General features: G+C 63.2%; 18 protein-coding genes and 1 tRNA gene. 2 read left to right on the top strand and 17 right to left on the bottom strand.

Features of this window, described 5'->3' with window-relative positions; translation table 11 throughout:
* Nucleotides 1–114: 114 nt before the first annotated feature.
* The 11 genes from ABC969_RS09935 to ABC969_RS09885 form a co-directional block, all read right to left on the bottom strand.
* Nucleotides 115–699, bottom strand: coding sequence for an HD domain-containing protein (locus ABC969_RS09935; protein ID WP_345864530.1), 585 nt, complete (start codon nucleotides 697–699; stop codon nucleotides 115–117).
* Between the two features lie 42 nt (nucleotides 700–741).
* On the bottom strand, nucleotides 742–1,377 hold the full coding sequence (locus ABC969_RS09930; protein WP_345864529.1) for a DUF4230 domain-containing protein: 636 nt from the start codon (nucleotides 1,375–1,377) through the stop codon (nucleotides 742–744).
* 55 nt (nucleotides 1,378–1,432) lie between these two features.
* Complete coding sequence (locus ABC969_RS09925; protein WP_345864528.1) at nucleotides 1,433–2,416, bottom strand: helix-turn-helix transcriptional regulator; 984 nt, start codon at nucleotides 2,414–2,416, stop codon at nucleotides 1,433–1,435.
* A gap of 224 nt (nucleotides 2,417–2,640) precedes the next feature.
* Entirely contained in the window at nucleotides 2,641–2,850 is a 210-nt protein-coding gene (locus tag ABC969_RS09920; protein ID WP_345864527.1) for a hypothetical protein, read from the bottom strand.
* A gap of 3 nt (nucleotides 2,851–2,853) precedes the next feature.
* Nucleotides 2,854–3,597 carry a hypothetical protein gene (locus ABC969_RS09915; RefSeq protein ID WP_345864526.1) on the bottom strand — a complete coding sequence of 248 codons (744 nt, stop codon included), beginning with the start codon at nucleotides 3,595–3,597 and terminating at the stop codon, nucleotides 2,854–2,856.
* 43 nt (nucleotides 3,598–3,640) lie between these two features.
* A complete protein-coding gene (locus ABC969_RS09910) occupies nucleotides 3,641–4,975 on the bottom strand; it encodes an McrC family protein (RefSeq protein ID WP_345864525.1) in 1,335 nt (444 codons plus the stop codon).
* Nucleotides 4,972–7,545 (bottom strand): AAA family ATPase, encoded by a 2,574-nt coding sequence (locus ABC969_RS09905; RefSeq protein ID WP_345864524.1) that lies wholly within the window; start codon nucleotides 7,543–7,545, stop codon nucleotides 4,972–4,974. Before ABC969_RS09905 ends, ABC969_RS09910 begins: the two co-directional genes overlap by 4 nt.
* Nucleotides 7,542–10,907 carry a TM0106 family RecB-like putative nuclease gene (locus ABC969_RS09900; protein ID WP_345864523.1) on the bottom strand — a complete coding sequence of 1,122 codons (3,366 nt, stop codon included), beginning with the start codon at nucleotides 10,905–10,907 and terminating at the stop codon, nucleotides 7,542–7,544. The genes ABC969_RS09905 and ABC969_RS09900 overlap by 4 nt, the downstream gene beginning before the upstream one ends.
* Before the next feature lie 315 nt (nucleotides 10,908–11,222).
* A complete protein-coding gene (locus ABC969_RS09895) occupies nucleotides 11,223–12,998 on the bottom strand; it encodes a site-specific integrase (RefSeq protein WP_345864522.1) in 1,776 nt (591 codons plus the stop codon).
* 288 nt (nucleotides 12,999–13,286) lie between these two features.
* A tRNA-Gln gene (locus ABC969_RS09890) sits at nucleotides 13,287–13,361 on the bottom strand.
* Between the two features lie 55 nt (nucleotides 13,362–13,416).
* A complete protein-coding gene (locus tag ABC969_RS09885) occupies nucleotides 13,417–14,514 on the bottom strand; it encodes a branched-chain amino acid aminotransferase (RefSeq protein ID WP_345864521.1) in 1,098 nt (365 codons plus the stop codon).
* 87 nt (nucleotides 14,515–14,601) lie between these two features.
* Here ABC969_RS09885 and ABC969_RS09880 point away from each other — a divergent pair, with 87 nt between their 5' ends.
* Nucleotides 14,602–15,090, top strand: coding sequence for a MarR family winged helix-turn-helix transcriptional regulator (locus ABC969_RS09880; RefSeq protein ID WP_345864520.1), 489 nt, complete (start codon nucleotides 14,602–14,604; stop codon nucleotides 15,088–15,090).
* A gap of 21 nt (nucleotides 15,091–15,111) precedes the next feature.
* On the opposite strand, the gene proC is transcribed toward ABC969_RS09880, so the two are convergent.
* From proC to dxs, 6 genes are all read right to left on the bottom strand, one after another.
* Nucleotides 15,112–15,900 carry a pyrroline-5-carboxylate reductase gene (gene proC / locus ABC969_RS09875; RefSeq protein WP_345864519.1) on the bottom strand — a complete coding sequence of 263 codons (789 nt, stop codon included), beginning with the start codon at nucleotides 15,898–15,900 and terminating at the stop codon, nucleotides 15,112–15,114.
* Nucleotides 15,900–16,403 carry a type III secretion system chaperone family protein gene (locus tag ABC969_RS09870; protein ID WP_345864640.1) on the bottom strand — a complete coding sequence of 168 codons (504 nt, stop codon included), beginning with the start codon at nucleotides 16,401–16,403 and terminating at the stop codon, nucleotides 15,900–15,902. Before ABC969_RS09870 ends, proC begins: the two co-directional genes overlap by 1 nt.
* A gap of 109 nt (nucleotides 16,404–16,512) precedes the next feature.
* Nucleotides 16,513–16,779, bottom strand: a complete 267-nt coding sequence (locus ABC969_RS09865; RefSeq protein ID WP_345864518.1) for an accessory factor UbiK family protein — start codon at nucleotides 16,777–16,779, stop codon at nucleotides 16,513–16,515.
* 24 nt (nucleotides 16,780–16,803) lie between these two features.
* Nucleotides 16,804–17,421, bottom strand: coding sequence for a TspO/MBR family protein (locus ABC969_RS09860; protein WP_417766393.1), 618 nt, complete (start codon nucleotides 17,419–17,421; stop codon nucleotides 16,804–16,806).
* Nucleotides 17,422–17,471: 50 nt separating this feature from the next.
* Nucleotides 17,472–18,215 (bottom strand): TlyA family RNA methyltransferase, encoded by a 744-nt coding sequence (locus ABC969_RS09855; RefSeq protein ID WP_345864517.1) that lies wholly within the window; start codon nucleotides 18,213–18,215, stop codon nucleotides 17,472–17,474.
* Nucleotides 18,216–18,388: 173 nt separating this feature from the next.
* Nucleotides 18,389–20,314 carry a 1-deoxy-D-xylulose-5-phosphate synthase gene (gene dxs, locus ABC969_RS09850; RefSeq protein WP_345864516.1) on the bottom strand — a complete coding sequence of 642 codons (1,926 nt, stop codon included), beginning with the start codon at nucleotides 20,312–20,314 and terminating at the stop codon, nucleotides 18,389–18,391.
* A 93-nt stretch (nucleotides 20,315–20,407) separates the two neighbouring features.
* Here dxs and ABC969_RS09845 point away from each other — a divergent pair, with 93 nt between their 5' ends.
* A complete protein-coding gene (locus ABC969_RS09845) occupies nucleotides 20,408–20,950 on the top strand; it encodes a GNAT family N-acetyltransferase (RefSeq protein WP_345864515.1) in 543 nt (180 codons plus the stop codon).
* Nucleotides 20,951–21,182 lie beyond the last annotated feature (232 nt).

Below are 21,182 nucleotides of genomic sequence, written 5' to 3'. Positions count from 1 at the left end.
TGCGGCTAAGCTGCAAAACGAGGCTGGTCAGTTGGCCCTTGACGTCCCGGTTGCAATGCCGCTCTTGCTCGGCAGCGCGCGGACTGAGGATCGGGGAGTTCAGGAGGACGTCGCTCAAGCCACTCCTCCCCGCACCCGACCCGCAATACCGTGCATCTGATCGACCAACGCCGCGAATCTCTCCAGCGCTGGCCCCGGTATACGCCCCGCGAAGGCTTGGGCGAGCGCGTCGTAATACCATAATGTGCCGTCCCGCCCGCCCGTAAAACGCGACCACAAGACGTCGCCGTGCACTGCCAGATCGGCAACGATCGCACCTGCATTGTGAGTCTTGTCGGCCAGGCTGACCTGGAGCGAAGCGATCGGCTTATTCGCGAGGCTGGCAATATAGGCCGCCTTGCGCGGGTGCCATGCCGGTTTGGGATCTACGTCCGCATCAGTGCAATGATCGACGATTTCCGCCACGCGGTCTCCAAAGCGATTGCGAATTTCGAGCAGCCGAGGCGCGCCGCCCTGATCTTCGACCGCATCATGCAGCAGGGCGGCAATTGCCTGGTCCTCGTCCCCGCCATTCTCCAACGCGATTGAGGCAACGCCAAGGAGATGCGCGACATAAGGAATCGCTGTGCTTTTGCGCCGCTGCTCGCGGTGCAGGCGGCTGGCGTAGGACAACGCTTCATCGAAACGATCAGTCAGCATATTGTTTTTTCCGTGCGTCGATCGTTTGGAACAGCGAGAGCTTTACTGACCAACATGGACGTTCATGTCGCCATACCCCGAAGCCACCAAAATGCGCCGAATGTTCAGTTCCTGCGCATCCGCCGCCGCTTTTTGCGCCGCCAATACCAGGAACGGCATTTTTGCTCGTAAATAAAGCTGCTTGAGCGCCATGCTACTGTTAGCGACGCGCAATCGCTCACTAACACTGGTCAGGCTGGACCATATACCGCCATTAAAGATTTGCACCTGACTAGTATCGATATTAGGCCGCTCGATCATCAGCTTTGGACTCGCGACGTAGACGTCTTTACCTTCAATCCTAATCGAATCTTTATTCAAACTATCTAGTTCTATGTAATAATTAACATAAGCTGGTGTTAGCATCGTCTGATTTGTTTGGGTTAAAGGTCCAGTTTCGCGCGTTTTCGTGGTCGCTGTCACATAAGCTTGGAAAACAACGAGTCTATTTAGGCGACGAATGCTGTTAAGCAATTCACCGACCGCAACCGTCTCACTTTTGCGGAATATGCCGCCGTCTATTTTTGATGGCGGTTCGTCCTTCGCGACGGTCGGGTCTGGTTGGCGCTGCTGCAAGAGATAGCCACCGCCTGCCATCACGACGAGCCCGGCTAGAAAGGCCAATATTAATTTTTTCATGCCATTCGCTCCCAAATGCAAATCGCTTCGTGCCGTATCGTCGCAAGAAGTCCGATCACCCCAGCGCCCGCTGCCCTGCAGCCAGTCGCTCGTGCATCACTGCGCGCAGAGCCTCCGGTCCCTCGATCACCACTTCGCCGCCCCAACTGAATACATGCTCGGCAATTTCCCGCAGCCCCCCGGCGCGGAAACGAATGACGAGGCTACCGTTTTCTTCATCTATGCTTTGCGCTGGGTGAAAGCGCCATGTGCGGGCTCGCTCGACGCCTTGCGGCAGCACGCGCAACGCGACGTCGTGATCATCCTCACGCCAGATGCCGAAGCTTTGAGCCATCCAGCCGTCTAGATCCCAATCATCGGGCGCACAGCCGGACATATCGCTGAAGTGCACCTCGCTCATTCGGTCGAGTCGGTAATAGACCGGCGGCGCGTCGTGGCCGGGCATCTTTCCAACGAGATAGGTGACCGCGCCGTGGACGAGGCCATAAGGCACGACGCGACGCCATTTCGGTTCGGCGCTCTCTTCGGCGCGGTAGTGGAACTCCAGACAGCAACCGGCAAGAATCGCGCCCTGCGCGACGGCCAGCACCCCCGGCGCGGGGGTTGTGGCGGGGCCAGCTGGAACCATTGTGCGCTGGAGCCGTGCCAACGCCTCCAGATCGGGGTCGAGCCGGCGCTTCTCGCGGTCGTCGAGCGCCGCCTTCACCTTGGCGAGCAGGCTCGCCAGAGGCTGCGCGCGGGCCTCCTGTCCGGCGACCACCCGGCCATCGACCTCGGCCTGCAAAGCGGCAATCTCGGCGGCGGTCGGGCGGGTATAAACGCGGCGCAGAGCATCGCGGATGCGGAAACGCTTGTGACGATCGTCCTGCAGTTCCTCGAGGTCGAAATGCAGCGCGATCACATCGCGCAAGCGCTCGGCCGTGCGGCGGTTGACGTCGAGGTCAGCCGCCATCTGGTCGAGCGTTAACCCCTCTCCACTATCTGCAAGAATATGCACCAGCCGCAAGATGCGGTCGAGCTTGGCCATCCGCTCGGTCATTGTGGCTGCCCCCCGCTGCCAATCTCTCCAGTCGCCCCCCTGCCCGATCGCGGGGGTTCGGGAAAGCGCCATGATTCAATTCGATACGGATCAACCATGGGCGCGCTCAATACTTCGGTCGCAGTAAGCACGGTGGTGCCGATGACCAATTGCCGATTGGCGTAGTCCAACGTCACCCTCCGGTCCGAGAAGTGCCGGCGCCAGCGCATGTCGCATCGCGCCCGCTAATCGGATCGGCGACGGCCAGTCACTTCGCGCGGCGACGTCGAACGTAGCGTCGCCCGACCGAACAATAGGTCCGGCGGCCCCGCCACGACGATCAGCGGCAACGCTTTGCGGTCGGCCCGCCGCTCGCGCCACGTTGTTACCGCCCGAGCGCCGTCGCACGCTGCGACGAGATCGGCCTCGGTCAGCGTCATCTGCCAGACGCGCATCGCTCACTGCTCGCGCGCGACGCGGAAGCGGAAGGGATAGGTCTCGCCCTGCCAGGCGACCGTCACCGTAACATCGCGCGGCCAGTTCTTGCCTGGGAGCTTTGCCGCGACGACCTTGCCGCCCCAGGCGGTGCTCGAATCGATCGTCGTGGTCTGCAACATCTCCTCGTTGAGACCCGCCAGCGTGGCGTTGAGCGTATTGCGAATACCGATCATGCCGGCGGTCGTTCCCGCCGTCGCCGCGGCCGTGCCGAGCGCGGCCGCCGTCGGATCATAGGTCTGCGCGGTGTAGCGATAGACCCGGCCGCCCGGCGTCGTCATCGAGCCGTTGGCGGTGCGGTAGGCGTTCTGGTTGGCCGCGACTGCCGCCGACGCCCCCACCATCGCCACCGCGATCGCCGCCCAGGTGGCACGGTTCTTCGCTTGCCGCACCAACGCATCATGAGTGAAGACGCGGACTGGCGTGCCGGCGCCGTCCATGACGGTGATGTTTTCGGTCCCGAACGTCACAGCCTGCCCGCTGGTGTTGAGCGCGGCGACCGCGAAGACCAGCCGGCCGTCGCCGGCGACACTGACGGGGGTTACTTTGACCGAACCGAGCCGCTTGATCTGGTCGGTGGTCGCGCGACCCTGGTCGTAGCGCACGGTCTGTCCGGCCTCGGCCAGCGGCGTCATTGAATATGTCGTGGCGCACCCCGGAAGGGTGGTGGTGGCGAGTAGCACCGCGCTCGTGATCTTAATGTTCATGGCCCTGTTCCCCTTTGCCCCAGCCGAGTCGCGGGGTGACGGGTCAGGGGTGGGCGGCAGATGCGACAGATTCGGGCGCGGCTGCGGGATCGCAGCCGGCCGCACACAAACGTGCGAGGCGGGCCTCGATCTCGCTGCGCTGGGAAACGTCGATCGTCGCGGTGATCAGCTCGTCGGCACAGCCCGTCACGCGGTATCGGCCGGTTTCCCCGGCCGCGCGCAAGCCGCCATGATGCGGATAGAGCAGCATCAGCTGCGCGCAGCCGTAAAGCCGACCATAGGCCATCATCTGATAGACATCGGCCTGCGACACGCCTTGCTTCGGATCGTCGATCCGCGCCGCAATGCGCTTCCACTTGGTGTCGATCACCATGACCGTTTCATCGCCGCGCCGCACGAGGATATCCGGCCGCACTTGGAACCGGCGTGCCCCCTCAGGTTCAGTCAGGCAATATAGCCGCCGATCCTGCGCCACGACATGCAGCTCGCTGCCCTTCAATGCCCGCGCGAGCATCCGCGCGACATAGGCCTCGAACAAATCGTTCATTGCGAACAACAGCGAAAAACCGGGCGCGCGGCCGTGCGAGGTCGTCTGATAGTCCCCGCGCAAAAGCAGCCGCGCCAGATCGCGCAACCCGCGCCAGCGCGCATTGGTGCGATCGAGCACGATGTCGTCCCAGCGCAGCGCGCTGACCGGTACCGCGGTGACATAGGCATAGATGTGCGCGAGCTCGCGCAAGCGCCGCTGGTTAGCGACCGATCCTGCGACCTGCGCGAGCCTGGTCACGGCTACCTTCATCACTCGGTTGAGCGCGATATCGCTCGACAGCGCGTCGAAGCGGCAAGCAAGCCGCTGCGGACTGGCGGCGAGCGTGGTAAACTGGCGCTGCACGTCGAGCCGCCCGCGCAGCGTAGGCAAATCCTCCTCATGTCCGACATAGCGTCGCGGCATACCGTGGCGCAGCGCTTCGGTGAGCTTGGTGCAGAACAAGCCGATCAGCACTTCAAGCAAGTGGCTGTTCTGCACGCCGAGCGCCGTCATCTGCCCGCTCGAGACGTCGAGGTCGTGCGCGACCGCCAGCATGTGGATCAGCCGTTCGCGGACTTGGGTACGGCTGACTTCATCCTCGCCGGACCCTAATCCCTCGATCTTGGGCAGGATCTCGCACGTCACACCAGCGGCGGCGATGACGCCGACGACCTGCTGCGCGCGCAGCTTGCTGTGGTGATCGGTCAGGATCCCCGTCCCGTCCTCACCGCCCAGTGTCGCGGCGCGCGCTACCGCGATCAAGCGGTCGGCATGGGCACGCGTGAACGCGCCCTCCCCCACCGGCTCGATCGGCAGATACTTCCATTCGCTGACGGTGCGGTGAATCATGCTAGGCCGGCATAGGCATCGATGCCAAAGGAGTCGGTGTCGCGTTCCGGCTTGCGCACGCTCCAGCGATAGCGCTCGCCGCCATATTCGGTTTCCAGCCCGTCGGGGGCGGCCAGCAGCGTGCGCTTTAAGAAACGTTCGCCTTTCGCATCGCCCAGCACCGCGGCGATCTTGCCCCAATCCTCGTGGAAATATTCGGCGAGCAGCGGCAGCACCTTGCGCCGCATCACACCATCGACATCGGCGCGGGTTTTGCAGCCCATGAAGAAGGCGTGCCCGACCTGGTGCTCGCGATCGAAGAGATATTCGATCCGCTCGTTGAGGCGGGTGAGCAGCGCGGAGAGGTTTATCCCTGTGACGGCGGGCAAGATCGATGCGTCCGGCATCATTTCTCGAAAATCGAACCGCCGTCGCAGTGCCGTATCGAGCAACGCGATCGATCGGTCCGCGGTGTTCATTGTGCCAATGATGTGGAGGTTGGCGGGAACGCCGAATAGATCGCGCGAGTAGGGCAACCTCACTCGCAGCGCGTTCTCCGCGCCGAGGCGCTTATCGGGTTCCAGCAAGGTGATGAGTTCGCCAAACACCTTGGAAATGTTGGCACGGTTGATCTCATCGATAATGAGAACGTGCGGTGCGCCGACTCCACTCGACACGCCATCGCTGGGATAAACGATATCGTCGAGGGCATCCCAGTCGATTGCCTTCGCCGATAATTGGTAGGTCGAGTGGCGCCGGAACTGACGCGGATAGAAGCGTTCGCGCGGCACGCCAGAAGGTTTCTGCCACAGCCATTTTACGGTCCTGCGGTGTGGATGAAAGTCGGCAGCCGGGTCGTAGAAATATTCACCCGTAATCTCTGCAACCGCCCGAACGATGTCGCGTCCGTCGGAGAGAATGACATAGTCTCCAGGTCGCATCGCCGCACGGAAAGTGTACATCATTTCGATATTTGGATCTTTGCCCGTGGCTGCCGGATCAACCTTATCCAGCCACTCGCGCCTGATCGGTTCGAAGGTGTCGAATTGCTCGCCCGACCAGTCCATCGTTCCGCCCCAGCCGAGATGGATAAGCCCCTGCTGCAGCCCCTCGTCGATGCGGTTCTCCTCTTCGCCCCGGCGTCCAAGCGCAATTTTGAAGACCGAACGCCTGCGATCGAGATGCCGAGGAGCGTCGGACACCTCGGACAGCCGCGCCCGCTCACTGATCTGCTTGAAAATTCCATCCTGCGGCTCAAGACGAAAGCCGCCGGAAGAAACCTCTCCGATATCCGCCCCAGTCTCCGAATTGCCAGACGTGGTCGGTCGTAACCCTTCGACAAATTCCTCGTATGCCATCGATTGATGGAACGTAACGAACTCGATCCGCCCGGCATCGAGCAGACGTCGGTATGCGAGCATCAACTCATCGCGGTCATCGGGCGGGATTTCCCCACACAACAGGACCGCTTCGCGCGCCGTCGCGTGTGTTTTGCCCGTTCCGGGCGGGCCGTAGAGGATAAGGTTGGTCGGCGAAGGCATAGCGGGTTCCCTGATTGGCATTGGGGCTGCTTCGGCAAAAGCAGGATCGACATTACGGTCGGCGCAGGTGGCGAGGATGAACCCGTGCACATCCCACAAATCACGCGGTTTCCAGCCCCAACCGACAAGCGCCATGCGGATTTGATCGGCAAGCGCCAACACTGCTCGATATTCGTCCGCTGTCATTGGCTTGTTCGCAAACAGGCTGCGGTCGTTCAGAAGGCGCTCGGCATTGCTGTAGAGCTGATAGCGCACACTGATTGCCCGATCGGGTGCCAACGCAGCCAGGACCGTGGAGGGGATGACCCGGGTATCGCGGAACGTATTTGGCTCGCCGATGGCGCTCAGTGCAGGCCAAAAAACCTCATTGAACGCGCTGATTGCTATGGGAGGATCTCCCGCACCCTGCGTGAGTGCGTCAAGCGCACGATCGAACGCAACCGGATTGGCGTCACGCGCTCGCGGTGTTCGCCAATTCACGTCACCGTCGAAAAATGGCGGCAAAGCCCCACGTCCTGTTTGCGACGCTCTCAGGATATCCTGCAAAACGGCCCAACCGTCGGCGGCGTGCGTCGCAGCTACCGATAACAGCGCATCGACGCGCGAACGGTACGCGGCGTAATAAGCACCGGAGGTGGCGGCGAAACCTCCAATATCTTCAAAGTCCGCATAGGCGGAAAGGAAACGCGTGCGAAGCCCCTCAAGCTGAGGCGTGCCAGCCGCTGGAGCCGGGGCTCCCGAGCGCGCCGGTATTCCCAACTGCTCCGCGATCGCGGGGCTAAGTTCGTAGCTTGCGAGCGTGTCAGCGCCAAACCGCAGCACACTGACCGGACCGCCGCTGAACGCTTTTACGCGCGCCGCCAGTCCGTCCACGAGCATCGCCCTGGCGATTTCCTCGATGGTATCGACTTCCAGAAAGTCCTCGGTTCGGTTCGACGCGCCGCGTGGTTTCACCCGATAGGCTGATCGGCCCGTCGCTCGATTGAAGTGTTTGACCGGCTGGAACCGAGCGCCCTTTTCGTCATAGAAGATCAGATCGCGGTCACTCATATTCCATCCCCCGTCACGGCGCTCAGCCACGCCAACGTATTCACCAACCGCAGATGCTCGACCGATTTCGCGTCGAGTTCCAGCAACTTCGGGTTCGCCAGCACGATCGCGAGCGTGCGCGCCCGGCTTATCGCGACGTTGAGGCGGTTCTTCGAATAGAAGAAATCGACATGCCGCGGCAGATCGTCGGGCGTCGAGGTCGCGAGGCTCACGATCACGACCTCGGCCTCCTGCCCTTGGAACTTATCGACCGTGCCAACGCGGGCACCGTCGGGCAAGCGCAGCTTCAGCGCGTTGACCTGAAGATTGTACGGCGCGACCACGAGGATGTTGCCGAGGCCGATTATCCCCTCCCGCCCCCGTCGGTCGATGAAGCGTTGGCCGATCAAACTGGTGACCAGCTCAGCGGTGAGCAACACCTCCTCCTGGCTCGATTGCGCGCAACCGGTGTGGTGCATCGCCACCATGCGGATGCCGCTCGGCTGCAACAGCCGATGCGCGGTATCATCGAGCAGCAAGGTCTGCCGCGCGCAATCGGGGTGCGCATTGAGGCGGCCATCATACACTGCTTCCGAAATGAAACCTTGGATCGACGGATGCATCCGCCAGCTGGTGTCGAGCAGAATGCCCCGATCGGGCGCGATCGTCGCAGCACCTTCCAGCAGATAGTCGAGTACCGAGAAACCGCTGTCGCCGGGGTGCGCGCCCTGGATCGGCTGGCTTAGCTGCATCTGGTCCCCGACCAGGATGATGTTCTTCGCTGCTGCGCCCATTGCCAGCAAATGCCCGAGCGACACCTGTCCAGCCTCGTCGATGAAGAGATAATCGAACGCCGCATCCATAGCTTCGCGCGCAAACAGCCAAGCGGTGCCACCGACGAGCTGATGGAGATGCAATTCGATGACCGCGTTGTCGGCAATGTCCTCGATCAGCGTGCCGTTGAGATACGTTTCGGGGTCGCTGGCCGTCACCTTCTTGGCGCCATCGAACCGGAAGCCCTGTTCTGCTGCGACCTGCTCGACTTTGGCGAGCAGGTTGTTGACCGCCTTGTGGCTGTTCGAGGATACGCCGACGCGTTTACCCGCGCGCAGCAAGGCGCAGATGACGTGCGCGCTGGTGTGGGTCTTGCCGGTACCGGGCGGCCCCTGGATGAACAGCGTTGAATGGTCGAGCGCCATCGCGCGCGCGGTCGCCGCTTCGATCAGCGTCTCGCCCGGCTGGACCAGATCGCCGCCTCCCCAGCCCTTGAGGCGCGGCGGAGCGCGTTCGATCAGATCGACCAGTGCTTGATAGGCAGCGCCGGGCCCTTGCGACAGCGTTGATGCGACACGCCCGACGGCCCCGGCCAAAACGCTGGTATCGATCGGCCAGCTCGGCATTATTGACCCGCCCTCGGGATACTCATCACCCGCCTTTAGCTGCCGCTGCACTTCAACCCAGCCGGCGACGCGATCGATCGCGTGGATGGTGCCGAGCGACATGCGGGTTGGCGCGTGGAGCACTGCCGCACCTTCGCGCAGCTTGGTTTCCTGGTCCGGAAAGCCGTAGCGCGCAACGGTCGAGCGCTTTTCGGTACGCAGCCATTGCACGCCGAACGGCTGGATCACGCCGATGCATTCGCCATCATCGATCAGCTCGTCGGGGTCGCGTTCGCTGCGATCATAGATCGCCCAAAACGCCGGCTTGTCGGCGCGCGCGTGGAAGTCGATGAGATGCGCGACCAGCTCGCGGCCCTCCGCCGATAACCTTGTCGCGCCGGCGCGAACGGCGGCGCGCAAAGCGGCCTTGGCAGCCTCGCGCGCGATCGCGTCGGCAGTCTTGGCCGGATCGGGCCCCGGGCCGGGCTTGGTCCACCACGGCATCGCCGGCCGCAAGGTTAGCAACCAGTCGCGGAGGCCCTCGGTATTCTCGCAATCCACGCGGTTATAGGCGAGCAGCGCATCGAGGATCGCCGCATCGCCAGTGTCACGCCAGCGGTGATATTCGACGATCGACTGATCGGCTTTCTTCACATCCTCGAGCCGCTTTTCGGCAAAGAAGATTTCGAGCGTCTTGAGGCTGAGATTGGGTTCGGATGTGCGGATGGCGGCGCGCGCGACGGCGTAAAGATCGACCAGCTTCTCGGCACGCAGCAGCGCATCGACAGCATCCTCGCGGCTGGCAAAGGCTGTCGAGAGACGCCGCAGCACGGTCACTTCATAGGCGGCGTAGTGATAAATGTGCGCGCCGGGATGGGCGGTAAGATGTGCCGTCATCCAGTCGACCATGCTCTCGAACGCGGCGCGTTCGGCCGCGCGATCGTGGCCCCAGGCAAAATGGAACACCGGCACCGCGCGAGCGTCGCGATAATGCACGCCCCACAGATACTCGAGACCATCGGGGTGGAGCGGGTCGCCCTCGAGGTCGAAGAACAGATCGGCCGGATGCGGCTCGGGCAGACGCGCGAACCCCCTGCACGGCTCCAGCGGGAGCGGCTTGGCGACCGGAGCGCCCGTAATCCGCGCGACCTGCATCGCAGCCTGATCGCGCAATCGCTCGAATGTTATCGGCGCGAGCTTCGCCACCCTCGTGCCGGGTGAAAGCGCGGCAAGCGCGGCCATCGTATCGATGCCATGCGCGCGCAGCTTGGCGATCTGGCCCGCCTGGATGCCGGCGACACGGTGGAGATGGTCGGCCGCTTCCCATTCGGCCGCGCAATGCTCGCGCCAGCCACACAGCGTGCAGGTCGCGCATGGCTCACCGACTGAGCCATTGGCGCCAGTGGCGATGAAATCGAGATAGCGCGCCTTGGCGGCATCGAGCGTGTGGCGGAACTCGACCGGACGGAATGCGGCTTCCTTGCCGTCACCCAGCACGACGTGCATCGCATGCGGCCGGACACCCTGAACCGCGGCGATTAGGTCCGAATACAGCCCGAGCTGGAGCACATGGCCCGGCTTGGCGGTGCGCGCAAGCTTGGTGTCGACCGCCTCATAGCTCCACGCCCCGAGCGCCGAGGGGGTCTCCACGCGCCGCAGGAAATCGGCGAAACCGTGCCACGGCGCGCCGAGGAAGGCCGCCTGATAGATGACGCTTGCGCCGGCGCGCATCGCCGCCTCGGTTGCCGCGGCCCGGCGCTCGAGCGAACCGAAGGTCGCGACTTCGGCCACATCGCCCTCATCTTTCAACTGCGCGAGATAGACCGCTTCATGGGCATGGCCGGCATCCTGGATCAACGCGGCACCCTCATCATCAACCGCCCTGTCGGGCAGACTGGCGGGGTCGCGCAGCTTGCGCAGATTCAGCGCGGCCGCATGGGCACAGCCGAGGAAGGCGTTGAGGTCCGACGCAGAGTGTAGGAGCGAATTGTGATGGGTGCGCATAGGAACCTGCTTGAGCATGCGAACGACAATTTCGGACGCATTATGGGTTGGGAGTGATTGGTTTCGATTGGCGCTCACGCGATAGTCTAACTTCGCCAAGGGCCACTACGAAACCTTCGCACGGCTGCGGCCAGTCGGGGGTTTAGCGAACTGGACGAGAGCGATGGCTGGCGAGGGAGTCTTTCGTCACCCGCACATTCCGCTCAAGAAGGAGTCGCCACGAACCGGCCAGCGTTGGTGTAACGCTTCCGCGCAAATCAAATGGTATCAACGTATTGCTAAGTGACACCGCGTCCGCCGCGACCTTGCCCACGACTATAGCGCGACCTTTGGGCCTTGCTCTCGTTGTGGCCTTGCCCGACGCATTGCGTCTGGAAGCAATCGAATTTGACATTGATCGGGCAGATGACCTGTCACTACCGGTATCTTTTGGACCACTTCTTTGAGCCGCAATAGGGAAGCTGCCGACGGATAGCGATTTTCTCCTTCCCCCTTTCCCTTATGGCCAAGGAAATCATTGCGAAACTCAATGAAGACGCTCTGGTCCTTCAGCTCGTCGGCAACCATGTGCCGTGCCGAGTGCATCGCTTGTCCCCGTTTCAGGTCCGGAACCATCGGCTTGATGTATATCCACCAAAGTTTGTAGAAAACATCGCCAAGCTTTCGCTTCGTGGCGTTGCCGGGCATCAATTCGGGAAATAGCAATGTCTCGCCAGCGGCTCGCATGGCTTCGACGTATCGCATAAATCCTAAGCGCAGGAGCTCATTGCTCAACACGACGACCCGTTTTGCAGAGTTATTTTTCACCCGCCCCGTTTGGGTCGCGCGGATGAGTAAATACGGGGTCTCGCTGCGTTCTTCGATATCATTCAGCATTAACTTACATAGCTCTTCTCGACGAGCGCCAGTATACCAGACAAGTAGCAATACAAAAAACAAGCCGTCGTGAATGACTGTGTTGCCGCTCGTGAGGCGATCGCTCTCGCCAATACACCCGGTCCAAGGCGGCAAGGAAAATATCGCCACACCCTGTTCTACAGTGTATCGCTGCCGCGCCTCGCGCTCGTCTTTATCGATAGGCACAGTAAAGGCGTTGAAATCGAGCGCATTGCCATCCTTTACTGATTTACGCATAAACGCGTAAATCTGGTCGAGCTTGTTGAAGTGCTTGTTCGTTGTCCCGCTCGACAAGCCTATGTTCTCTGGCGGAAGTGTTCCCTCGCCTACCTCGTTGGTTGCTTTCGCAACAGCATCGGCCAGCGTCGTGCTCGGTTCCCGGTCCGCTGGGGATTTGCCGAATGAGATCGGCAACTGATCAAAATACGAATCGAGCTGCTTGATGTCACCCTCCGTTACCTTCCACATTGGTGTCGCTGGCGGCAGCGATTTCTCCAATAGCGTGGCAGCCCAGCGAATTTGCCGCAGAGTTTGCTCTCCGACTTGCTCACGCGCACGCTTACCTCCTTGCCTGTGCAGAAAGAGCTTGGGTGTCTCAGCAATCATTCGCTCGGCGGCCTGCAGTGGCGTGCAATGTAACCATTCAACAGGAATTGCAGGATCAGTGGCTGCCGGCGCCGTCGACGCTTGAGGATGCACAACCTCGTTGGCGGTCTGCTGCGCTTGGCGAATTGCGACTGGCGGCGCGAAAACACGACCAGCTTGCAGCTGTATTTCAGCCTGAAGACACGCGTCGCGATAAGCAGGATAAAGCGTGCGCTCCACCATTCGACGGAGACCGTCGTGCGGCTCGTAACCCAGATCCCGAAGGTGGTGGTCAACGAAACGCCTGCTGATCGGCGGATTCCCCGCCATCACGTGTGCGATCGCTTCGCGCAGACCTTCGATCCGTTGCCTGTCCCAGCCCATGATCGCCCAAGCACGGTCCTCATGCGCTACCATCGGGATTTGGCCGCCGTTGCGCACGAGACGATCGTAATAGTCTGCCCAGGTCCGGTTGCCGATACTGTGCGAGACAGCGAGGTGTGGGGTGTGACGCTGGTCGTCACAGAATTGCCCGAGCCGCTCGCCATAGGCGGTGCGGGCGATAGCCTGAAGCTCGTCCTCGGTTGGCCGCGCATCGGCCGCTTTCATGCGCTCGTTCAACATGTCCACCACGTGCCGGGTCGATGCCGTGAGAGCCGCAGCCCTATTGCGCGCCTCCAGACGATCGACTGTCCTTAAGGATACACGCACATCAAGGCACAAACCATCGAACAATCGGTGAACGCGGCGCCACCAAAATATGTGCCCGCGCCGGTAGGCGTGCTGAAGCGAGGCCAAGGCCGATCCCTTTCCGGCCAGCCCATTGGCACACTCTGATGCACAATGATTCTGGCCAATCAGTGGTTGGCCAGCAACTTCAACAACTTAGCAGAGAATTGGCTGGGGCGGCAGGGTTCGAACCTGCGAATGGCGGCATCAAAAGCCGCTGCCTTACCACTTGGCGACGCCCCAACGAAGGCGGCCTTATAACGACGCGCCCCTTATAGAAAAGCCCTGAAAGTCAGGTTTAATCGAGACGATGCAACCAGCCGTTGGTATCCGGCGCCGTGCCGCGCTGGATCGCGACAAGCGCGTCCCGCATCCGTAGCGTCAATTGCCCGGGTCCGCCGCCGCCGATCTCGAACCGCCCCTGCGGCTCCGCCACGCTGCCGATCGGCGTAACCACCGCCGCGGTGCCGCAAGCGAACGCCTCGACCAGCCGGCCGCTTGCTGCATCCGCGCGCCACTGATCGATCGCATAAGGCTCCTCGCGCACGGTGATGCCTTGCGCGCGCGCGATCGTCAGGATCGAATCGCGCGTGATGCCGGGCAGAATCGTGCCGCGGAGCGGCGGCGTGGCCATGCTGCCGTCATCGAACACGAAAAACACGTTCATGCCACCCAGTTCCTCCACATAGCGGCGCTCGACCGCATCGAGGAACACGACCTGATCGCAACCGTTGCGGATCGCTTCGGCCTGCGCGACCAGGCTGGTGGCGTAATTGCCGCCGCATTTGGCTTCGCCCGTTCCGCCCGGCGCGGCGCGCGTATAATCTTGGCTCACCCAAATCGACACGGTGGGGGCGCCGCCCTTGAAATAAGCGCCCACTGAGGAAGCCAGCACCATATAAAGGTATTCCGCGCTGGGCTTGACGCCCAGGAACACCTCGCTGGCGATCATGAATGGGCGCAGATACAACGCGCCCTCGTCGCTGGTCGGGATCCAGTCGCGATCAATCTCGACCAGTCGCTCGATCGATTCGAGGAACAGATGCTCGGGCAATTCCGCCATCGCCATCCGGCGGGCAGAGGCCTGAAAGCGCCGCGCATTGGCTTCGGGGCGGAACAAGGCGGTGCCCCCATCTGCCAGCCGATACGCCTTCATGCCCTCGAAAATTTCCTGCGCGTAATGCAGCACGGAAGAGGCTGGATCCATCGACAGCGGCGCGCGCGCGGTAATCCTGGCGTCGTGCCAGCCCTTGTCATCGCTATAGCGGATCATCGCCATGTGATCGGTGAACACGCGGCCGAATTGCGGCGCGACCAGCCGCGCGGCGCGTTCGTTGGCCGCAACGGGCGTGGCATTAGGCTCATACGCGAAAGTCAGGCTGGGCTCGGCAGTCATCGCGTCCTCTGGGCTAGATGGCCAAAGCACGATTTGCGCGGCCAAGGCGGTTGCGGACGCGTAAGGCCGATGGCAAACGCGGTCAACATGGCCTCCCCCACTCCCTCCGCCTCGCCGCTGTTCCTGCGTGAAACCGAAATCCGCCGCGGCGTCGAGCTGCTCTATTTCGGCAACAGCCACCTCACTCGGGCGATCGACCAGGGACTGGCCGCGAAGGGCCTGGGCCGCGCGCATCACCGCGCGCTGTATTTCATCGCGCGCCAGCCCAATCTGACGGTCAGCCAGTTGCTCGGGCTGCTGGCCATCACCAAACAGTCGTTGGGCCGCGTGATCAACGAGCTGACCGAACGCGACCTGATCGAGATGCGCCCGGGCGACAAGGATCGGCGCCAGCGGCTGTTGCGGCTGACGCCCGAGGGCAAGGCGTTCGAAAGCGAATTGTTCGAAGCGCTACGAGAACGCTTGTCGGCGGCCTATGCCAGCGCCGGCCAGGGCGCGGTCGGCGGCTTCTGGGCGGTGCTCGAGGGACTGATCCCGGCGGAAGAGCGGCCGCGCGTGGAGAGCCTGCGGGAGTAGTCGCTTTCGCTTTCGTCCATCTCAGCGCGCCGCGGCCGCCATCTCGGCATTGCGCCGCTCCGCCGCGGCCAGTGTGTCGCGCAGCAACCCCGCCAGCGCGTCTTCTTGATCGAGCACGTTGAGACCCGCCCGCGTCGAGCCGCCCGGGCTGGCCACCCGCTCCGCCAGCTCTGCCACATCATGATCGGACGCCGCCGCCATCAGCCCCGCGCCCTCGACCGTCGCCAGCGCCAGGCGCTGCGCCTGCTCCGCCCCGAGCCCGAGCGACACGCCCGCCGCCCCCAGCGCATCGATAAAGCGATAGAGAAAAGCAGGGCCACTGCCGGCCAGGGCGGTAATTGCATCGAACTGCTTGGCCTCGACCCACTCGACCAACCCGAGCGGCGCCATCAGCGCAGCCACCGCGGCGCGCGCGTCCGGACCAGCGCTGTCAGACTGCAACGCGACCACTCCTTTGCCGATGGCGACAGGCAGATTGGGCATCGCCCGCACCACCGCACCGGCGCTGAACCGTGCGGCAAGGGTCATCTCCTCCACGCCGGCCAGGATCGAAACCAGTATCGGGACGCCAGCGATCCGCCCGGCAAAACGCTGCACGATCTCGTCGATCTGTTGGGGCTTCATCCCGAGCATGACGAGATCGGGCAGCGGGCCCTCGGGCAGATCGCGCGCCTGGCGCACGCCATCGGGCAAGGCGCGATCGGCACGGTTGACGACATCGACGTCAACCGCCGCCACCACGCCGCTGTCGATCCAACGGCGCAGCATCGCGCCGGCCATGTTACCGCAGCCGATCAGCCACAGCCGCATCAGGCTTCGCCCTGCGTCTCAGTCATCGCGGCGGCCAGCGCTTCCTTGGGGCTTTTGCCGCCCCACATGACGAACTGGAACACGGGATAGAAACGCTCGCATTCGTCGATCGCGGATTCGACCAGCAATTCCGCGGCGCCAAGCGACAGGGTGCCGCCGTCGCCCTCGCCCTCGATCATCGCGGCGTGCCGGTAGAGCAGGATGCCGCTCGACGACCACAGTTCGAAATGCCCGACCCACAATTGCTCGTTGATCAGCCCGATCGCTTCGTAGATCGCCGATCGCCGTTCCTCCGACACGCGAATGTCCGGAAAGGCGAGGAATTGCAGCACGCTATCCTCGTCGCGCCACAAGGCGCGCAGCTCATAGGTCGTCCAGCTGCCTTTGACCTTGGCAATGACTTCATCATCGAGGCGCTCATGTTCCCAGCCATGCGCCGAGAAATAGCTTTCGAGCATGTCGATCGGCGCCGCATCATCCCGGTCGTCTTCTGCATCGAGCATCATGCGCGCCCCTCCGCTATCCATACCAGGCCAAAGGGAGTGCCCGGAGTGGCGGATATCCGCAACAGGGGGGTGGACAAGACTGTTAATAAAGCTGTGGAAAAGATGCTCAGGCCCCCGTCGTCGTCGCCTGCGCCGCTTTGGCTTCGAGCATGTCGATGCGCGCGCGCAGCACGTCCGCTTCGTCGCGCGCAGCCGCAGCCATGGCCTTGACCGCGTCGAATTCCTCCCGGCTGACAAAATCGAGCCCGCCGATCCATTCCTTGGCGCGGCTGCGCGCACCCGCTTCCGCTTCGCGACCAACGCCGGCCAGCGTCCCGGCGGCACCGTTCACGAACTTCACGAAATCGTCGAAAATCTTGTTGTCGGCCTGCATGTCGTCTCTTCCCGTCGATCAATATCAGAGTGGTATTTGGGTGGTACGCGAAGATGGCACAAGGGTTGCCGCCTCCGGGTTCATCCGGTGGATCTCGAAATTGAGCATGCCGGCATATACCAGCCAGACGAGATACGGCACCAACAGCCATGCCGCTGCCGCGCGAATGCGCCCGAACAGCAAGGTGGTGGCCAACGCCGCGGCGAACATCAACACGATAACGATCAATGCGGCGAAGACCTGATGCGCGCCAAAGAATAACGGGCTCCAGATCAGGTTGATTACCAATTGCACCACGAACAAGCCGATCGCTGCTCCGCGCAAGGCAGATCCGCGCGCGTTGATCACCATCGCCAACGCCAAGCCGAGCAAGATATAGATTGCGGTCCACGCGACGGGAAACAGCCAATCGGGCGGCGTGGCCGCCGGCTTGGCCAAGGCGGCATACCAGAGATTGTTCGCGCCCATCGGCGCCAGCCGTGCGGAGGCGAAGCCCAGCAACAAGATCAACGGCACAGTGATGATCGCCCAGCGCCAATAGGCCAAGCGCAACTGATGCTTCGATACAATATCCTGCAATGTACATCCTTCCAAACGCCGCGCGATCTGGTCGACGATCAAGCCACCATGATTGGTACGCAATACACTGCCCGAATGGGACACAAATATTACTTGACCACCGCGATGGGTGATCAGTCAGGCGGTTGCTTGATTGCGGCGATCAAGAACTCGATATTGCCCTCTGGCCCCGTGATCGGGCTTTCCACCACGCCCTGAACCGCCCATCCGACCGCTGCCAGCCACGCGGCAGCTTCCGCACAAACGCGCGCGTGAATCAGTGGATCGCGCACTACCCCGCCCTTGCCCACTTCCTCACGCCCAGCTTCGAACTGCGGCTTGATCAGCGCCAACAGCCGCGCGCCCGGCCCGGCGAAGTCGAGTGGCACGGCCAGCACCTTGGCCAGCCCGATGAAGCTCGCATCGCACACCACCAGATCAATGCGCTCTGGGATGTGCGCCGCGGTCAGGATCCGCGCGCTGGTCTGTTCGTGCACCACCACGCGCGCGTCCTGGCGGAGCTTCCAGGCCAGCTGGTTGGTGCCGCTATCAACCGCATAGACTCGCGCCGCGCCGCGCGAGAGCAGCACGTCGGTAAATCCGCCGGTGGAGGATCCGACATCAATCGCTACCGCGCCCCCGACGGTCCAGGCAAAATGGTCGAGCCCGTGCGCCAACTTGATCCCGCCGCGCGACACCCAGGGGTGATCGCGCCCGCGCACGTCGAGCACGATGTCGTCGGCAATGGTTTGCCCCGGCTTGTCGATCTTGCGCGTGTCGGCAAACACCAGCCCGGCCATGATCAGGGCCTGTGCGCGCGTCCGGCTTTCCGCCAGGCCACGCTCCACCAGCAATTGATCAACCCGCATCTTCGCCATGTAATCCTCGATTCGCGGCGCAGTATACGCCTGACCCAGATCGCATCATCGCCGCAGAGGCTTCATTACGACGTCGGCGCAGGCGCACTAGCTGGGGAGAAAGGGCTGATAGCCTCGACTTTGCTGCTTTGGCAGCAGTTGCGGCTTCACGTGCAAGCCCGTGAAACTTTCCTTCAGGCCCGTGCGCCTTCCGCCACGCCGGCGTCGTTGTGGCGCAGCGCCTTCAGCACCGTCTCGACGATGCCATCGGCGTCCAGCCCGGCGGCGGCATATTGCAGGTCCGGCTTGTCCTGGTCCTGGAACGTGTCGGGCAACCGCATGGTGCGGATCTTGAGCCCACCATCGGTCAGCCCCTCGTCCGACGCCAGCGTCAGCACATGCGCGCCGAGCCCGCCGACGGCGCCTTCCTCGATCGTCACCGCGACTTCGTGCGTGGTCAGCAGGCGACGGATCAGCGCTTCATCAAGTGGCTTGGCGAAGCGCAGATCGGCGACCGTGGTGCTCAGTCCCTTGGCATCGAGCGCATCCGCCGCCTTGAGTGCTTCGGCCAGGCGGGTGCCGAGCGACAGGATGGCGACCTTCTTGCCTTCGCGCACGACCCGGCCTTTGCCGATCTCCAGCCGCTCGGGCACTGCGGGCAGAGCGATGCCGATGCCGTTGCCGCGCGGATAGCGCACGGCGATCGGGCCGCTGTCATGCAGCACGCAGGTGTGCGTCATGTGCACCAGTTCCGCTTCGTCCGCTGCGGCCATGACGACGAAGTTGGGCAGCGTCGCCAGATAGGTCACGTCGAACGAGCCGGCGTGCGTCGCGCCGTCAGCGCCGACCAGACCGGCGCGGTCGATGGCGAAGCGGACGGGCAGGTTCTGGATCGCCACGTCATGCACCACCTGATCATAGGCCCGCTGCAGGAAGGTGGAATAGATCGCGCAGAACGGACGCATGCCCTGCGCCGCCAGCCCGGCGGCGAAGGTTACCGCATGCTGCTCGGCGATGCCGACATCGAAGAAACGCTCGGGATAATTCCTGGCGAAGGCATCGAGCCCGGTGCCCGAGGGCATCGCCGCGGTGATCGCCACGATGCGCTCGTCGGTAGCGGCTTCCTTAACCAGCTGCGCGCCGAACACGTTCTGATATTGCGGCGGCCCCGGGGGCGCCTTGGCCTGCGTGCCGGTGATCACATCGAACGTCTGCACGCCGTGATATTTGTCCGCCGCGGCCTCGGCCGGGGCATAGCCCTTGCCCTTCTTGGTCACGACATGGATCAGCACCGGGCCTTCCTTGGCGTCGCGGACATTCTCCAGCACCGGGATCAGATGCTCGAGATTATGGCCGTCGATCGGGCCGACATAATAGAAGCCCAGCTCCTCGAACAAGGTGCCGCCGGTGGCCAGGCCGCGGGCGAATTCCTCGGCCTTGGCGGCAGCGCTGTGCACCCGGGGGGACAGCTTGCGCGCGACCTTCTTGGCGAGGCTGCGGAACCCCATATATTCGGACGACGACACCATCCGGGCGAGATAGGCCGACAGCCCGCCGACCGGCGGCGCGATCGACATGTCGTTATCGTTGAGGATCACGACCAGGCGGCTGCCCGCCGCCTGGGCATTGTTCATCGCCTCATAGGCCATGCCCGCCGACATCGCGCCATCGCCGATCACGGCAATGCCCTTGCCCGGCGTACCGGCCAGCTTGTTGGCCACGGCAAAACCCAAGGCGGCCGAGATCGAAGTCGACGAATGCGCCGCGCCGAATGGGTCGTACTCGCTTTCGCTGCGCTTGGTGAAGCCCGACAGGCCGCCGCCGGTGCGCAAGGTGCGGATGCGGCTGCGCCGTCCGGTAAGGATCTTGTGCGGATAGCATTGATGGCCGACATCCCAGACGAGCTTATCGTTCGGCGTATCGAACACATAATGGATCGCCACGGTCAGCTCGACCACGCCGAGCCCGGAGCCGAGATGGCCGCCGGTGACCCCGACCGCCGAAATCGTCTCCGCGCGAAGCTCATCGGCAAGCTGGCGTAACTGGGCGGGAGCGAGCTTGCGCAGGTCCTCGGGCGTATCGACCGTATCGAGCAACGGCGTTTGGGTAACGTCAGACATTGATAGGGTTTAGCGAAAGCACCAACGCGTGTCGATTGGTCTAGTCAGATGCCGCGTCTTGACGTCGCCGCTACGGTATGGGGAGATTGGCGCATGATTTCGCTCTCGCACCGCATCGCCACCCCGGTCGACGCGCCCGCCATCGCCGCGCTGATGGAGCGGGCGATCGAATCGCTGCAGCAGGCTTTTCTGACGCCGGCGGAAATTGCGGCGAGCCGGCTGAGCATGGGGCTGGATACGCAATTGATCGATGACGGCACCTATTTCCTGGTCGAGTCCGGCGGCGCGCTGGCCGGGTGCGGCGGATGGAGCAGGCGCGCGACGCTGTATGGCGGCAATCACAGCGCGGCGCTGCGCGATGATCGGCTGCTTGACCCCGCGACGGAACCGGCGCGGATCCGCGCCATGTATACCGATCCGGCGTTCGTGCGGCGCGGCGTGGGGCGGCTGATCCTGACGCTGGCCGAGGCGGCGGCGCAGGACGCGGGATTTGCCCGCGCCGAGATGATGGCGACGCTGGCGGGCGAGCCGCTATATGCGGCGTGCGGCTATGCGCCGATCGAACGGGTGACGCGGATGTCGGCGCAAGGCGCGCCGGTGCCCGGGGTACGGATGGGCAAGATCCTGACACGATGACCGCTGGCTTGCGGCGAATGTTGACAATGTTGAGGCGCTGGCACGGGTTTGGCCAGCCGACTCGGCCGACGCGACGGCGATGCACTACGAGGCGCCGCCAACGCGGCACTGACGCGCCACTGACGTCCCTGATGCGCAACGGCGCGCACCGAGTCCGCAACGGCGCGCAACAGCAAATATCGACGGCAGCAATGTCAAAGAACCATCCTAGGTTCTCAGACAAAATCCAACA

This window comes from Sphingomonas qilianensis (genome assembly GCF_039614825.1).
GTDB classification, from domain to species: domain Bacteria; phylum Pseudomonadota; class Alphaproteobacteria; order Sphingomonadales; family Sphingomonadaceae; genus Sphingomonas; species Sphingomonas qilianensis.
The sequence above is the reverse complement of the archived record's forward strand: the minus strand, read 5'-3'. Positions and strand labels throughout refer to the sequence as shown.

What these genes read in the sequence shown, in the direction of transcription:
- ABC969_RS09935 (WP_345864530.1), bottom strand. Translation starts at nt 699, where the DNA reads ATGCTGACTGATCGTTTCGATGAAGCGTTGTCCTACGCCAGCCGCCTG.
- ABC969_RS09880 (WP_345864520.1), top strand. Translation starts at nt 14,602, where the DNA reads ATGGCCTCCCCCACTCCCTCCGCCTCGCCGCTGTTCCTGCGTGAAACC.
- ABC969_RS09845 (WP_345864515.1), top strand. Translation starts at nt 20,408, where the DNA reads ATGATTTCGCTCTCGCACCGCATCGCCACCCCGGTCGACGCGCCCGCC.
- ABC969_RS09865 (WP_345864518.1), bottom strand. Translation starts at nt 16,779, where the DNA reads ATGCAGGCCGACAACAAGATTTTCGACGATTTCGTGAAGTTCGTGAAC.
- ABC969_RS09900 (WP_345864523.1), bottom strand. Translation starts at nt 10,907, where the DNA reads ATGCGCACCCATCACAATTCGCTCCTACACTCTGCGTCGGACCTCAAC.
- ABC969_RS09910 (WP_345864525.1), bottom strand. Translation starts at nt 4,975, where the DNA reads ATGATTCACCGCACCGTCAGCGAATGGAAGTATCTGCCGATCGAGCCG.
- dxs (WP_345864516.1), bottom strand. Translation starts at nt 20,314, where the DNA reads ATGTCTGACGTTACCCAAACGCCGTTGCTCGATACGGTCGATACGCCC.
- ABC969_RS09920 (WP_345864527.1), bottom strand. Translation starts at nt 2,850, where the DNA reads ATGCGCGTCTGGCAGATGACGCTGACCGAGGCCGATCTCGTCGCAGCG.
- ABC969_RS09855 (WP_345864517.1), bottom strand. Translation starts at nt 18,215, where the DNA reads ATGGCGAAGATGCGGGTTGATCAATTGCTGGTGGAGCGTGGCCTGGCG.
- ABC969_RS09885 (WP_345864521.1), bottom strand. Translation starts at nt 14,514, where the DNA reads ATGACTGCCGAGCCCAGCCTGACTTTCGCGTATGAGCCTAATGCCACG.
- ABC969_RS09870 (WP_345864640.1), bottom strand. Translation starts at nt 16,403, where the DNA reads ATGCTCGATGCAGAAGACGACCGGGATGATGCGGCGCCGATCGACATG.
- proC (WP_345864519.1), bottom strand. Translation starts at nt 15,900, where the DNA reads ATGCGGCTGTGGCTGATCGGCTGCGGTAACATGGCCGGCGCGATGCTG.
- ABC969_RS09915 (WP_345864526.1), bottom strand. Translation starts at nt 3,597, where the DNA reads ATGAACATTAAGATCACGAGCGCGGTGCTACTCGCCACCACCACCCTT.
- ABC969_RS09930 (WP_345864529.1), bottom strand. Translation starts at nt 1,377, where the DNA reads ATGAAAAAATTAATATTGGCCTTTCTAGCCGGGCTCGTCGTGATGGCA.
- ABC969_RS09905 (WP_345864524.1), bottom strand. Translation starts at nt 7,545, where the DNA reads ATGAGTGACCGCGATCTGATCTTCTATGACGAAAAGGGCGCTCGGTTC.
- ABC969_RS09895 (WP_345864522.1), bottom strand. Translation starts at nt 12,998, where the DNA reads ATGAAAGCGGCCGATGCGCGGCCAACCGAGGACGAGCTTCAGGCTATC.
- ABC969_RS09925 (WP_345864528.1), bottom strand. Translation starts at nt 2,416, where the DNA reads ATGACCGAGCGGATGGCCAAGCTCGACCGCATCTTGCGGCTGGTGCAT.